Here is a 13,255-nt window from a genome sequence, read left to right on the forward strand (position 1 = left end):
GGACTCTGGCCCGTTGTCAATCGATCTTTCCGGAGATCGGACTTGACAAGGGTCTTACTAGTGTCCGAAATGCTCCGGGGCCTGCGAGCGGCCCCGTGAAAGGCGAAACGTGACTCCTGCCACGACGAAGAAGACCCGGACGAAGAAGACCGACGACGCTCCCGAGGTCGACGCCCCGGTCGAGGAGGCCGCTGAGAAGCCGGCCCCCAAGACCGCCGCGCAGCGTGCCGCTGCCAAGCGCGCGCCCGCGAAGAAGAAGAAGGCCGACGACATCGTCGAAGACGACGAGACTCCTCCCGCCGCAGAACCCGAGGAGGACGAGGAGGACTCGAAGCCGAAGTTCACCGAGCCCCTGCCCACCGGGGCGATCGTCATCTCGTCGAACGACGACGAAGACGTGCCCGTCTACTCGACGCAGATCACCGGCGCGACCGCTGACCCCGTCAAGGACTACCTGAAGCAGATCGGAAAGGTCGCCCTGCTTAACGCGGCCGAAGAGGTCGAGCTCGCGATGCGCATCGAGGCCGGTCTGTTCGCCGAGGAGAAGCTCTCCGCCATGACGGCCGCCGAGAAGGCGAGCCAGCTCGGACTCGACCTGCAGTGGGTCGCCCGTGACGGCCAGCGCGCGAAGAGCCATCTGCTCGGTGCGAACCTGCGTCTCGTGGTGTCGCTGGCCAAGCGCTACACCGGTCGCGGCATGCAGTTCCTGGACCTGATCCAGGAGGGAAACCTCGGTCTCATCCGTGCGGTCGAGAAGTTCGACTACACCAAGGGCTTCAAGTTCTCGACGTACGCCACCTGGTGGATCCGTCAGGCGATCACCCGTGCGATGGCCGACCAGGCCCGCACCATCCGCATCCCCGTGCACATGGTCGAGGTCATCAACAAGCTCGCCCGTGTGCAGCGTCAGATGCTGCAGGACCTGGGCCGCGAGCCCACGCCCGAAGAGCTCAGCCGCGAGCTGGACATGACGCCCGAGAAGGTCGTCGAGGTGCAGAAGTACGGGCGTGAGCCCATCTCCCTGCACACGCCCCTCGGCGAAGACGGTGACAGCGAGTTCGGTGACCTCATCGAAGACACCGAGGCCGTGGTCCCGGCGGACGCTGTCGGCTTCACGATGCTGCAGCGTCAGCTCGAGCAGCTGCTCGATTCGCTCTCGGAGCGCGAGGCGGGTGTCATCCGGATGCGCTTCGGACTCGGTGACGGACAGCCCAAGACGCTCGACCAGATCGGCGACACGTTCGGGGTGACGCGTGAGCGCATCCGTCAGATCGAGTCTAAGACGATGGCGAAGCTCCGCCACCCGAGCCGCTCGCAGTCGCTGCGGGACTACCTCGAGTGATGCAGGCGAACGAAGGCAAGGCGCTCGAGGCGATCGTCGACGGCAAGAACTATGCGCGTATCCCGCTGCGGACGCGTGTGGTCATGCCGAACGACGACCTCGACTCGGTCGTCCTGGAATATGCCAAGGATGCCGTTCAGTCCGGAGACCTGCTCTTCGTGACCGAGAAGATCGTCGCGATCACGCAGGGGCGGTCCTACCGGCTCGATGAGATCACGCCGCGTCCGCTCGCGCGGTTCCTCTCGCGATACGTGGTCCGCACGTCATACGGCATCGGTCTCGGCATGCCCGAGACCATGGAGATGGCGCTGCGCGAGTGCGGCACGCTGCGGATCCTCTTCGCAGCCGGCGTCTCGGTGATCACCAAGGCCTTCGGCCGACGCGGAGACTTCTATCGCATCGCAGGCGACAAAGCCCGTGCGATCGACGGGCCGACGAAGAACACCATCCCGCCGTACAACCAGGCGGTGGTCCTCGGTCCGAAGAACCCGCGCGAGGTGGCGCTCCGCCTGCAGAAGATGCTGGGCGGAGACCTCGACGTCGCCGTCGTCGACATCAACGACATCGGCGGCAACATCCTCGGTTCGACGCTCGACAAGGCGGGAGAGCGTCGCCTCGTCCAGATCCTGGGCGACAACCCGCTCGGTCAGGCGACGCAGTCGACCCCTATGGGAATCGTCCGCGAGGTCTGACGCCTCGACCTCGCTCCTGTCAGCAAGAAGGCCCGGATGCTCAGCATCCGGGCCTTCTTCGTGCCTGCCCAGCGGTCAGAATCCGATCGCCGCCCGGTAGCGCGGCTTGTGCCCTGTGCGGATACCGGTGACGCTCGGCTTGTTCTCGTACACGCCGGCGCCCCAGTTTCCCTCGACGAGCACCGGACCGTCGGGCGTGACCACGACGTCCCAACCGACGTACTGGATCTGCGGTACGACGCGGGCGACCTGATCCACGAACTCGCGGACCTCGTCCATCATCGGCAGCTGGAAGTCTGCGATCGGGAAGCCGGAGTCCGGGTGCGTGACGTGCACATGGCCGTGCGAGTCGTACCCCGACCCCACGGAGTGACCGTTCTCGTCGAGCATCGTGTAGAAGCCGCCGAAGCTCATCTGGTCGCTCACCGCCCCGCGTCCGAACTTCTGAGCCATCGCCAGGATGTGCGTCTTCTCGCCATCGAAGAAAGCGGTGATGCGCGTGGTGTTGACGGTGCCAGGGCAGACGGCTGCGAGATCGGCGTGCTGGCGGATGACCTCTTCGACGAGAACCTGCTTCTTCGAGAGGAGCTCGGCGTGGAACGCCTCCCAATCGGTCACGTCGGCTGCGTGGTAACGGTGCACACCCGTGCCGGCCTGGCCGTGCGTCTCCTTGACGACGATCGTGCCCTGTCGCTGGGTGAAGTCGCGCAGCTCGTCGGCGTTCCCATCGGTGATGAGCATCCACTCGCGCTTGAGGAAGGCGTCGAAGACGGCGTTGAACTCCGCCTTGTCGTGGAACAGATGCCGATAGTCGGGGTGGTCGTACTTCTGCGAGATCTCGTTCGACACGGGGTGGGTCATGAACGTGTCGCGCTCGGCCTTGTTGAGGATCGCGAAATCGTAGTCGATGTAGTCCTGGAACCCGACGTTGTGGCGTCCGGCGGACCACAGCATGTCGACGACCACGAGGGGAACGGCCTTGCCGTGCTGAGACGATGCCTCCTTGGCCCGCTCGATGACCGAGGCGACGTCGATGCGGCGGGCGCGCGCCAGCAGATAGCGGACGCGGGGCGCGAGGGAAAAGCGTGACATGAGTCTCCAAGTTCGGGGGTCCTCACCAGTCTACGGTGGGTGTGCCGGGCATCCTGAGAGGCGGAGCTAGGCTGGAAACGTGTGTGAGAAGACATCCAGCTCCCGTCCTCGCGCGATGATCTCGCGGTCGGCACTGGCCGCCGCATCCGCCGCCGCCGTCGACGCCGGGGGGCGTGTCGCCGATCTCCGACGCGATGCCTGGGGGCACGGGGTGCTCGCTGTCGCTCAGGCCGTCGTCGCCGCCGGCGCCGCTGCCGTGCGGGTGGACAACGCCGACGAGGCCGAGGCCCTGGCACTCGAGGGCATCGAGGCCGTGACGGCCGGTGCGCCCGACATCGACCCCTTCCTGCTCTACGGGCTGCCCGACGCGGAAGGCGCGTTGCGCACGGCGCCGATCATGAGGCTCGTCGGGCGGGTGCTCTCGACGAAGCCGCTCGCCGCCGGAGACGCGGTGTCGTACGGCTACACCCACCGCGCGACTCACGACACGACCGCCGCTCTCATCACCGGCGGCTACGCCCAGGGGATCGTGAGGGCTCTGGGCAACGCCGCGCATGTCGAGATAGAGGGTGTGCAGCGTCCGATCATCGGGCGGGTCGCCATGGACGTGTGCGTGATCGATCTGCAGGGATCCGCCGCCGCCACAGGAGCCGAGGCGACATACTTCGGAGGTCGCGGACCGGCCGCTCCCGGGCTCGCCCGATGGAGCTCGGTCACCGGCCTCACGATCGCTGAGCTCGTCACCGTCGCGGGCGCCCATTCGGAACGGGGGTGGGAGGCATGAGTCGAGCGGAGCTGCGGATAGACACCGACCTCTTCCGAGCGAACATCCGCGCGGTGCGCGATCGCATCGCCCCGTCGGAGCTCATGGTCGTGCTCAAGGACGACGCGTACGGTCACGGGCTCCGGTGGGCCGTGGAGGCTGCCCGGGGAACGGGCGTCGAGTGGTACGGATCGTATGACGTCCGAAGCGGAGTCGAAGCCCGACGTGTTCTGGGTGACGCGGGACGGATCTTCGCGTGGGTCACCTCGACGGATGACGAGATCGACGACGCGCTGCGGGCCGACATCGATCTCGGCGTCGGATCGGCGGAGTACCTGGAACGCATCACGGCCAGGGCGGCGCAGGCGGGAGTGCGGGCGCGGATCCACCTGAAGATCGATACCGGGCTGCATCGCAACGGTCTGCTCCCGGCCGAATGGGAGCGCACCGTCGATGACGTGCGCGCCGGCGAACGTGCCGGCCACCTGGAACTCGCGGGCATCTGGAGCCACCTCGCCGAAGCGAGCGATGACGAGGACGACGCCGCTCAGACCCTCTTCCTCGAGGCCGTGCGCGTCGCGGAGCGGTCCGGCCCGACGCCGGAGGCTCTGCACCTGACGGCGTCCGCGGCATCCTGGTGGCGACCAGAGCTTCGGGGCTCGGTGTCTCGGATCGGAGCGTTCTGCTACGGGGTCCGCTCCGCGGACGGGCCCGAGCTGCCGGGTATCGAGCCGGTGGCAGAACTCACCGCGACCGTCTCGGAGATCGTCGACGGGTTCGCACGGGTCGACGTCGGCTCGTTCGACGGCATTCCCTCCACGCTCGCGGGAGCCCAGGTGGGCACGCCCGCGGGCTCTCGCGAACTCGTGCGGATCGAGGGGACGAGTTCGCTGGTCGAGGGGTGGCCGGGGATGACGATCGGCGAACCGGTCTGGCTGTTCGGCGCAGGCAATCACGGAGAATCGAGCGCGACGACGCTCGCAGAGCGCATCGACACGGTCGGCGAGGAGATCCTCACCAGGCTCACGACCCGCGTCCGGCGGGTCACCACCCCTTAACGAAGGCGGAGCCCGTCTGACGACGGGCTCCGAGGCGGATCGAACCGCGACCGATCAGTCGATCAGTCGTGCGGTCTCGTCGTGCCAGCTCGTTGCGATGCTGCGGAGCTTCTCTTCGTACTTGCGACCGTGGTGGGCGCAGAACAGGAGCTCGGATCCGTTGACCTCGGCGGCGATGTAGGCCTGAGCGCCACACGAATCGCAGCGATCCATGGCGGTCAGGCGGAACTCGACGGCGGAGGTCTCACGTTCGGTCGTTGCGTTCATCTCGGGGCCTCCTTGAGTGTCGGGTTCGCTGGCTGGGCGTGTTCAATACAACCACGCTGCAGCTGTGCGCATGCCCGGTTTGCGGCGTGTTTCGCTCAGCGCGTACGCACGGGTGCCGCGCTCGGGCACCACGGGGAGTGTCTGCGGCTGTGCGAGAGCGATCGCGAATAGACTCGGAGATTGTGACCGCCGAGTATTCCGCCCATCATCTCCAGGTGCTCGAAGGGCTCGAGGCCGTTCGCAAGCGCCCCGGCATGTACATCGGCTCGAACGGGTCGCCGGGCCTCATGCACTGCCTGTGGGAGATCATCGACAACGCCGTCGACGAGGCCGTCGCCGGCAACGGCTCGAAGATCGACATCATCCTGCACGCGGACGGCAGCGTCGAGGTCCACGACCGCGGCCGCGGCATCCCCGTGGACGTCGAACCCCGCACCGGTCTCACCGGCGTCGAGGTCGTCTTCACCAAACTCCACGCCGGAGGCAAGTTCGGCGGCGGCTCGTATGCGGCCTCCGGAGGTCTGCACGGTGTCGGCGCGTCGGTCGTCAACGCGCTGTCGGAGCGGCTCGACGTCGAGGTCGACCGCGGCGGCAAGACCCATGCCATGTCATTCCACCGCGGCGAGCCCGGACTCTTCGCCGACACCGGCGAGAAGCGCCCGGACGCGACGTTCACCCCGTTCCAGGAGAAGAGCGAGCTGCGGGTCGTCGGCAAGGCCCCGCGCGGCACGACCGGTACGCGCATCCGCTACTGGGCGGACAAGCAGATCTTCACGAAGGATGCCGCGTTCCAGCTCGATGACCTGGTGACCCGCGCCCGTCAGACCGCCTTCCTCGTTCCCGGGCTCGAGATCGTGATCCGCGACGAGCGCGCGGCCGGCAGCGCTGAGGGCGAGGTCCAGCCGATCGAGACCTCCTATCGCTACGACGGCGGCATCTCGGAGTTCGTGGAGTACCTCGCGAACGACGCTCCTGTCACGGACACCTGGCGCATCCAGGGCGAGGGCACCTTCAAGGAGACGGTTCCGGTCCTGCAGGCCGACGGCCATATGGTCGCGACAGAGGTGGAGCGCGTCTGCGCCGTCGACATCGCGATGCGCTGGGGCACCGGCTACGACACGACCACGCGGTCGTTCGTCAACATCATCGCCACGCCCAAGGGCGGCACGCATCAGCAGGGCTTCGAGCAGGAGCTGCTCAAGGCGCTGCGCTCGCAGGTCGATCAGAACGCGCGCCGGCTGAAGGTCGGCAGCAATGACAAGCTCGAGAAGGACGACGTGCTCGCGGGGCTCACCGCGGTGCTCACGGTCAACGTCCCCGAGCCGCAGTTCGAGGGGCAGACCAAGGAGATCCTCGGCACCCCGGCGGTGCGCCAGATCGTCGCGCAGGTGCTGCGCAAGGATCTCGCAGCCCGGTTCAGCTCGACCAAACGCGATGACAAGAGCCAGGCGACGCAGCTGCTCGACAAGGTCGTGGCCGAGATGAAGGCTCGAGTCTCCGCTCGTGCCCACAAGGAGACCCAGCGTCGCAAGAACGCGCTCGAGTCGTCGACCCTCCCGACCAAGCTCGTGGACTGCCGCACGAACGAGGTCGAGCGCAGCGAGCTGTTCATCGTCGAGGGAGACTCCGCGCTCGGCACCGCGAAGAACGCGCGGAACAGCGAGTTCCAGGCTCTGCTGCCCATTCGAGGGAAGATCCTCAATGTCCAGAAGGCGTCGGTGGGCGACATGCTCTCCAACGCCGAGTGCGCATCGATCATCCAGGTGATCGGGGCAGGGTCCGGACGCAGCTTCGACATCGACGCCGCCCGGTACGGCAAGGTGATCCTGATGAGCGACGCCGATGTCGACGGTGCGCACATCCGCACACTGCTGCTGACGCTGTTCTACCGCTACATGCGGCCGCTCATCGAGCACGGCCGCGTGTTCGCCGCGGTGCCGCCGCTGCACCGCGTGATCGTGATGAACCCGGGCTCCAGGCCCAATGAGACCATCTACACCTACAGCGAGCAGGAGATGCACGCGCTTCTCGCCAAACTGCGCAAGTCGGGCAAGCGCTGGCACGAGCCGATCCAGCGCTACAAGGGGCTCGGCGAGATGGACGCGGAGCAGCTCGCCACGACCACCATGGAACGCGGCGGGCGTCTGCTGCGCCGCGTTCGCATGGAGGATGCCGAGGCGGCCGGCCGCGTCTTCGAGCTTCTGATGGGCAATGAGGTCGCCCCTCGTCGCGAGTTCATCGTCGATTCGTCCGATCGACTCTCCAGGGAGTCGATCGACGCCTGATCGCTCGAGCAGCGTCCGCGCAGGTCAGACCAGCGTGCGGCCGATGCTCCCGATCACGCCGTCGATCGGCTGACCGGACGCGTCGCGCCGGGCGCCGCGCTCGGGGAGCTTCCGCACCGCCCCCGTCGGATCGACGGCCTGCGCAGGGCTCGGCCCGACCCAGGCGACCATGAGGCGGTCCTCGCCCTTCAGGAAGGCGTGGGCGCGCACGCCGCCGGTCGCTCGTCCCTTCGAGGGGTACTCTGCGAACGAGGTCACCTTGGCGCGACCGGGTTCGGTGCCGGGCAGGCTGCTGTCCGAACCGGACACGGTGGCGACGACGGCGTCGGCATCGGGAGTCACGGCGCCGAAGAACAGCACCGATGCGCCGGCCCCCAGCTTCATGCCCGCCATGCCGCCGGCCGGCGCCCCCTGGGGGCGCACGGCAGATGCCGAGAAGCGCAGCAACTGGGCGTCGGTGGTCACGAACACGAGGTCTGCGTCGTCCGGCGCCTGGACGGCACCGACGACCGTGTCGCCCGGCTTCATCCCGATCACCTCGAGGTCGGGACGCACAGGCAGCGTCGAGGGAACGATCCGCTTGACCGTTCCCTGCGCGGTGCCCATGGCGAGAGGGACGTCGCTGTCGAAGCGCACGAACGCGAGGATCCGTTCGCCGCGGGTGGTGATCCCGAGGTAGTCGCGCAGCGGCGCGCCTGCGGCGAGCTGCACGGAGGACGACGGCACCGACGGCAGGTCGACGGGGGAGAAGCGCAGCACCCGACCTTCTGTGGTCAGCGCACCGATCTCCGCACGAACGGTCGTGTCGAGGGTGGTCAGGATCGCGTCGTGCTTGCTCCGTCGGGCCGGCAGCGCGAGCTCCTGGCCCTCGGCGAGGTCGACCCGCACGGCACGGCCGGTGGTGGACAGCACGAGAACCGTGGGAGCGTCCGCGATCTGCAGGTCGACGGCGCCCTTCGTCGCGCGCGGCTTCGGGGGTGCGGCGTTCATCAGGAGCGTGCGGCGAGGAGTGCCGTACGCCTCGGCGACGGCATCCAGCTCCTCGGCCACGGCCGCGCGGAGCAGAGCCTCGCTGGACAGCAGATCGCGGAGTCTGGCGATCTCGGCCAGCAGCGCGTCGCGCTCGGTCTCGAGTTCGACGCGGGAGAACTTCGTCAGACGCCGCAGGCGCAGCTCGAGGATGTACTCGGCCTGCAGTTCGCTGAGATCGAAGACGGAGCGCAGTCGCGTGCGTGCCTGCTCGGAGTCGTCGGACGAGCGGATGACCTGGATGACCTCGTCGATGTCGAGGATCGCGATGAGCAGTCCCTCGACGAGGTGCAGGCGCTCCTCGCGGCGCGCGAGGCGATACCGACTGCGACGCGTGATGACCTCGAGCCGGTGTGCGACGTAGACGCGCAGCATCTCCTTGAGCCCGAGCGTCCGGGGCTGGCCGTCGACCAGCGCCACGTTGTTGATGCTGAAGGAGTCCTCGAGCGGAGTGAGCCGATAGAGCTGCTCGAGCACGGCATTGGGGTCGAACCCGGTCTTGATGCCGATCGCGACGCGCAGACCGTGATTGCGGTCGGTGAGGTCTGTCACGTCGCTGATGCCCTGGAGCTTCTTCGACTGCACGGCGTCGCGGATCTTCTCGATCAGGCGCTCGGGTCCGACCATGTACGGCAGCTCCGACACGATGATGCCGGTGCGCCGAGGTCCGAGGGGCTCGACAGAGACCTTGCCGCGCACCTTCAACGCCCCGCGTCCGGTCGCGTAGGCGTCCTTGACGCCGTCGAGACCCATCAGGATGCCGCCCGAGGGGAAGTCGGGTCCGGGGACGAACTCCATCAGCTCTTCGGTGGTCGCCTCGGGGTGCTCGAGCAGGTGGGTGGCGGCGGCGACGACCTCGATCAGGTTGTGCGGCGCCATGTTGGTCGCCATGCCGACCGCGATGCCGCTCGCGCCGTTGACGAGGAGGTTCGGGAAGGCTGCGGGCAGCACCGACGGCTGCTGGAACTGGCCGTCGTAGTTCGGGATGAAATCGACGACGTCCTCATCGAGGTTCTCGGTGAGAGCCATCGCCGGCGAGGCGAGACGCGCCTCGGTGTAGCGCGCCGCCGCAGGACCGTCGTCGAGCGATCCGAAGTTTCCGTGTCCGTCGACCAGCGGCACGCGCAACGCCCAGTCCTGGGCGAGGCGGACGAGGGCGTCATAGATCGCCGAGTCGCCGTGCGGGTGCAGCTTTCCCATGACCTCGCCCACGACACGGGCGCTCTTCACGTGACCGCGGTCGGGGCGGAGGCCCATCTCGGCCATCTGATAGAGGATGCGGCGCTGCACGGGCTTCAGTCCATCGCGAGCGTCGGGCAGCGCCCGCGAGTAGATCACCGAATAGGCGTACTCGAGGAAGGAGCCCTGCATCTCCGTCTCGAGATCGATGTCCTGGATACGCTCAGGGGCGAGCTCGGCGGGCGGGGTCTTCGGCATGGGCATCCTGGATGGTGCGAGGCTGAGGGCGTACGGGAGCCTGTGTCAGACTGGCTCGGATGTCCCTCATTCTACCGTCCGAGTCACCGACCGCCCGGAGCGTCGTCGGGGTGGCGGACGACGTGTTCGCCGCCCTGCGCGGCGATTCCGCGATGCTGCCACGGGCCGAATCCGTCGTCCTCGTGCTCGTCGACGGCCTCGGCGCCATCAGTCTGCGCGCACACGCGGGCCACGCCAGAGCGCTCACCGCGGGCATGGCGAAGAAGGATGTGGCCCACTCGGTCTTCCCCTCGACGACCGCTGCCGCTCTGACCAGCATCCTCACGGGTGCGTGGCCCGGGCAGCACGGTCTGGTCGGGTATCGGGTTCTCGATGCCGCTCGGGACGTCCTGGTCAACCAGCTGACCGGTTGGGAATCGGACGGGCTGGACCCGGCGACATGGCAGGCTGTGCCGACGATCTTCGAGCGTGCCAGGGCGGAGGGGCGCCCGACGTATGCGGTCGGCATCGCGGCCTACGCGGGAAGCGGGTTCACGCGGGCGACGCTGCGCGGGGCCGACTTCGTCGCCGCCCAGACGCCGGCCGAGCGTGTCGAGGTCGCCTACGACCTGGCAGAGCGCCACCCGGGCTCGCTCGTCTACTGCTACCTTCCCGAGGCCGACAAGGCGGGGCACCGATACGGCGTCGACTCGGCGCAGTGGGTCTCGGCGCTCGAAGAGATCGACGCGGCGCTCTCGCGACGCGTGCCGCCGGGTGTGGGCGTGCTCGTGACCTCGGATCACGGCATGCTCGACGTGCCGGAGCATCGGCAGGTGGTCCTCGAGGCCGAGCACCTGGCGGGAGTCCGCCACATCGGCGGCGAGCCGAGGATGCTGCACGCGTACGTCGAAGCGGATGCCGACGCCTCGCGCATCGCCGCGCGGTGGGCGCGTGATCTCGGCGGTGTGGCCGATGTCGGCACTCGCGATCAGGCGATCGCCTCCGGCCTGTTCGGCCGGGAGGTCACCGAGGCCGCCCGATCGCGTATCGGCGATGTACTCGTCGTGGCGCGGGGCAACGGAGCGGTCTACGACGGAACGGCCGCGGATCAGCGCGGTCGCGGAATGATCGGCCAGCACGGCGGCCTCACTCCGGAAGAGCGCCAGGTGCCGCTGCTCAGGTTCGGCGCCTTCGCGCGCTGAACATCGGCGCCCCGGCTCCGGAGCGCTCTATTCGTCGGTGCGGGCCCCGAAGACGATCTCGTCCCACGACGGCATCGCATTGCGGCGTCGACGGCGACCGTTGCCCTCGTTCGTGGGCTCGGGTGCGGGTTCCGGCTCATCGTTCTCGACAGGAGCAGTGTCGAACGCGTCGAACAAGGCGATGGGATTATGCTCGGCGCTCTCGTCGTCCTGCTGGTCGAGGATCGGGGCGGTCTCTCGCTGCCCGCGCCGACGTCGCAGCGCTTCGAGCAGGTCGGCGGTCTCGGGGCTCGTCGTCGCCGACTCCGGTGCGCGCTTGATCGCGGCATCCTGCACCGCGGCCGTCGAGCGCTCCGGTGCGATGCTGTCGTCGACCTCGGATTCGGGGGTGGGGAGCAGGCGCGGTCCGAAGGCTCCGGAGTCGAAGCGGCTGTCGTCCTTGTACGGCGATGCCTGACGCTCCGCCTCGACAGCGCGCAGCCGCGGGATCAGGCCGTCCGGCAGCGAACCCTGGCGCGACAGCTGGGTCGCGTCGGCGTTGAGAGGGGCGAGCGCACTGCGGCGGGGATCGAAGCTCCAGCGCGCGTCGTGGTCGACCTCGTTGGCCGTGAACTCGAGCTTGATGATCCAGCCGCTGTCGTCCTTCCAGCTGGCCCACCGCTCCGAGGACGCCTCGACCTCCGACAGCTTGGCGCGGATGGCCGTGCCGAACGTCGGCTGAGCATCGGGTTCGACGTCGCTGCCGATCAGCACCGGCACGGCGAGCGCCTGACCGATGACGTGCTCGCGCTCGGCCAGGACGGGTCCTTCGAAGCGCACGACGTCGTCGACGCTGATGCCGAGGAGGTCGGCGACCTCAGTCGCCGTGAGCCCGGCGCGGATCTGAGCCTGGATGTCGCGAGGACTCGCCGCGAGACGCTGGGCAGTCGGCTCGCTCTGTCGCGTCGCCCGCCGGATCTCGCGGTGCAGGACGTCGTCGATGGGCAGCGCGAACCGCTCGCCCGACTCGGTCGCGAGTACGAGCAGTCCTGCTTCTGTGCCGACGATGGTGACGTTTTCCATGCGAATGCCCCTCTGATGGGTGTGGGTTCATGGTGTCACGCGGGGTCGCTCAGAACCGGGAATACTCTGGGCGTGCCGTGAGTTTGGTCTGTCGCATCCGCGGGCATTTGCTTATTCCTCCGCGGTCATGCAAACTATGGCCGCCGATTACCCCGACGGCGCACCACCCACTCGCATGAAAGTGGAGATTCACCACATGGCAACCGACTACGACGCTCCCCGCAAGAGTGAAGACGACTCTGAGTCGATCGAAGCCCTCAAGGAGCGTGTGCCGGACAAGCTCTCCGGCTCTTCGGGAGACGAAGATGCGGACAACCCGTCCAGCTTCGACCTCCCGGGAGCGGACCTCTCCGACCTCGAGCTGGATGTCGTCGTGCTGCCCGCGCAGCAGGACGAGTTCACCTGCATGAGCTGCTTCCTCGTGAAGCACCGCTCTCAGCTCGACCACGAGGGAGCCTCCGGCCCCATCTGCAAGGAGTGCGCTGCCTGAGCGCACCATAGAGCGAGAACTCACGCGCCCCCGACCGCCCGGTCAGGGGCGCGTCGTCTTTCCGGCGCGAAGACGGCGGGTCAGCGCTGGGCGGCGAGGATCGCTGCGGCGAGGCGATCGGGCGTGCGAGACGAGATGGTCCAGGTGTCGACGGGGTCGTCGGGGTCGATGTTCGGAACGACGACGACGCCGTCGACCCCGCCACGGATCAGGTGCCAGCCCCGTGCGGGCAGATCGGGTCCCCGCGCCTGGCGCGCCTCCTCGCCGATCAGCGCCCGGGGTGTGCCGAGGTGTCGCGCGTCGATGTGCGCGCGACCGGCGCGCAGCACGTCGCCGTCGACCGAGACGACGGGGGTGAGTGCGATGAAGGCGACCACGAGCAGAGCAGAGACGCCTGCCCCCACTATCAGCGCGATCGTCGAGCCGACGGGCACGAAGATGAGGGCCACCATGGGGCCCGCCAGAGCGACCGTCACCAGCAGCCACAGGCTGGGGGACAGTCTCTCGCGGTAGTGGATCCGCGCGTCAGGAGCGATGTTCTGCATTAGCCTCGTGGG

The 13,255-nt window shown here is 68.1% G+C and carries 12 protein-coding genes; 7 read left to right on the forward strand and 5 right to left on the reverse strand.

Annotated features, from left to right (window positions below; all coding sequences use genetic code 11):
* Window positions 1-109: 109 nt before the first annotated feature.
* Together AB0N61_RS05500 and AB0N61_RS05505 are read left to right on the forward strand one after the other, a co-directional pair.
* Window positions 110-1,342, forward strand: coding sequence for an RNA polymerase sigma factor (locus AB0N61_RS05500; RefSeq protein ID WP_167943165.1), 1,233 nt, complete (start codon window positions 110-112; stop codon window positions 1,340-1,342).
* The gene (locus AB0N61_RS05505) at window positions 1,342-2,034 is read left to right on the forward strand and encodes a coenzyme F420-0:L-glutamate ligase (protein WP_167943167.1); all 693 of its coding nucleotides are present in this window, start codon (window positions 1,342-1,344) and stop codon (window positions 2,032-2,034) included. Before AB0N61_RS05500 ends, AB0N61_RS05505 begins: the two co-directional genes overlap by 1 nt.
* Window positions 2,035-2,109: 75 nt before the next feature.
* Here AB0N61_RS05505 and AB0N61_RS05510 read toward each other — a convergent pair whose 3' ends face one another.
* Window positions 2,110-3,126 (reverse strand): sugar-transfer associated ATP-grasp domain-containing protein, encoded by a 1,017-nt coding sequence (locus tag AB0N61_RS05510; protein ID WP_167943169.1) that lies wholly within the window; start codon window positions 3,124-3,126, stop codon window positions 2,110-2,112.
* Between the two features lie 79 nt (window positions 3,127-3,205).
* On the opposite strand from AB0N61_RS05510, the gene AB0N61_RS05515 reads away from it, so the two are divergent.
* Together AB0N61_RS05515 and AB0N61_RS05520 are read left to right on the forward strand one after the other, a co-directional pair.
* Entirely contained in the window at window positions 3,206-3,910 is a 705-nt protein-coding gene (locus AB0N61_RS05515) for an alanine racemase C-terminal domain-containing protein (RefSeq protein WP_363362329.1), read from the forward strand.
* Entirely contained in the window at window positions 3,907-4,947 is a 1,041-nt protein-coding gene (locus tag AB0N61_RS05520; protein ID WP_363362331.1) for an alanine racemase, read from the forward strand. The genes AB0N61_RS05515 and AB0N61_RS05520 overlap by 4 nt, the downstream gene beginning before the upstream one ends.
* 54 nt (window positions 4,948-5,001) lie before the next feature.
* On the opposite strand, the gene AB0N61_RS05525 is transcribed toward AB0N61_RS05520, so the two are convergent.
* Window positions 5,002-5,214 (reverse strand): hypothetical protein, encoded by a 213-nt coding sequence (locus AB0N61_RS05525; RefSeq protein WP_042540282.1) that lies wholly within the window; start codon window positions 5,212-5,214, stop codon window positions 5,002-5,004.
* Between the two features lie 182 nt (window positions 5,215-5,396).
* On the opposite strand from AB0N61_RS05525, the gene AB0N61_RS05530 reads away from it, so the two are divergent.
* Window positions 5,397-7,499 (forward strand): DNA topoisomerase IV subunit B, encoded by a 2,103-nt coding sequence (locus tag AB0N61_RS05530; protein ID WP_363362333.1) that lies wholly within the window; start codon window positions 5,397-5,399, stop codon window positions 7,497-7,499.
* Window positions 7,500-7,523: 24 nt separating this feature from the next.
* On the opposite strand, the gene AB0N61_RS05535 is transcribed toward AB0N61_RS05530, so the two are convergent.
* Window positions 7,524-9,965: a DNA topoisomerase IV subunit A gene (locus AB0N61_RS05535; RefSeq protein ID WP_363362335.1), complete on the reverse strand. Its 2,442-nt coding sequence runs from the start codon at window positions 9,963-9,965 to the stop codon at window positions 7,524-7,526.
* A gap of 59 nt (window positions 9,966-10,024) precedes the next feature.
* On the opposite strand from AB0N61_RS05535, the gene AB0N61_RS05540 reads away from it, so the two are divergent.
* On the forward strand, window positions 10,025-11,146 hold the full coding sequence (locus AB0N61_RS05540; RefSeq protein WP_363362337.1) for a nucleotide pyrophosphatase/phosphodiesterase family protein: 1,122 nt from the start codon (window positions 10,025-10,027) through the stop codon (window positions 11,144-11,146).
* A gap of 27 nt (window positions 11,147-11,173) precedes the next feature.
* Here AB0N61_RS05540 and sepH read toward each other — a convergent pair whose 3' ends face one another.
* On the reverse strand, window positions 11,174-12,208 hold the full coding sequence (gene sepH, locus AB0N61_RS05545) for a septation protein SepH (protein ID WP_363362339.1): 1,035 nt from the start codon (window positions 12,206-12,208) through the stop codon (window positions 11,174-11,176).
* Window positions 12,209-12,404: 196 nt separating this feature from the next.
* Here sepH and AB0N61_RS05550 point away from each other — a divergent pair, with 196 nt between their 5' ends.
* The gene (locus AB0N61_RS05550; RefSeq protein WP_167943181.1) at window positions 12,405-12,698 is read left to right on the forward strand and encodes a DUF4193 domain-containing protein; all 294 of its coding nucleotides are present in this window, start codon (window positions 12,405-12,407) and stop codon (window positions 12,696-12,698) included.
* An 80-nt stretch (window positions 12,699-12,778) separates the two neighbouring features.
* Here the strand turns inward: AB0N61_RS05550 and AB0N61_RS05555 are convergent, their stop codons facing one another.
* Complete coding sequence (locus AB0N61_RS05555) at window positions 12,779-13,243, reverse strand: DUF3093 domain-containing protein (protein ID WP_363362341.1); 465 nt, start codon at window positions 13,241-13,243, stop codon at window positions 12,779-12,781.
* Window positions 13,244-13,255 lie beyond the last annotated feature (12 nt).

The organism is Microbacterium sp. NPDC089320 (assembly GCF_040684875.1).
In the GTDB taxonomy this organism is placed as follows: Bacteria; Actinomycetota; Actinomycetes; order Actinomycetales; family Microbacteriaceae; genus Microbacterium.

Coding starts and splice junctions, on each gene's coding strand:
- AB0N61_RS05505 (WP_167943167.1), top strand. CDS start 1,342: ATGCAGGCGAACGAAGGCAAGGCGCTCGAGGCGATCGTCGACGGCAAG.
- AB0N61_RS05510 (WP_167943169.1), bottom strand. CDS start 3,126: ATGTCACGCTTTTCCCTCGCGCCCCGCGTCCGCTATCTGCTGGCGCGC.
- AB0N61_RS05520 (WP_363362331.1), top strand. CDS start 3,907: ATGAGTCGAGCGGAGCTGCGGATAGACACCGACCTCTTCCGAGCGAAC.
- AB0N61_RS05525 (WP_042540282.1), bottom strand. CDS start 5,214: ATGAACGCAACGACCGAACGTGAGACCTCCGCCGTCGAGTTCCGCCTG.
- AB0N61_RS05535 (WP_363362335.1), bottom strand. CDS start 9,965: ATGCCGAAGACCCCGCCCGCCGAGCTCGCCCCTGAGCGTATCCAGGAC.
- AB0N61_RS05540 (WP_363362337.1), top strand. CDS start 10,025: ATGTCCCTCATTCTACCGTCCGAGTCACCGACCGCCCGGAGCGTCGTC.
- sepH (WP_363362339.1), bottom strand. CDS start 12,208: ATGGAAAACGTCACCATCGTCGGCACAGAAGCAGGACTGCTCGTACTC.
- AB0N61_RS05550 (WP_167943181.1), top strand. CDS start 12,405: ATGGCAACCGACTACGACGCTCCCCGCAAGAGTGAAGACGACTCTGAG.
- AB0N61_RS05555 (WP_363362341.1), bottom strand. CDS start 13,243: ATGCAGAACATCGCTCCTGACGCGCGGATCCACTACCGCGAGAGACTG.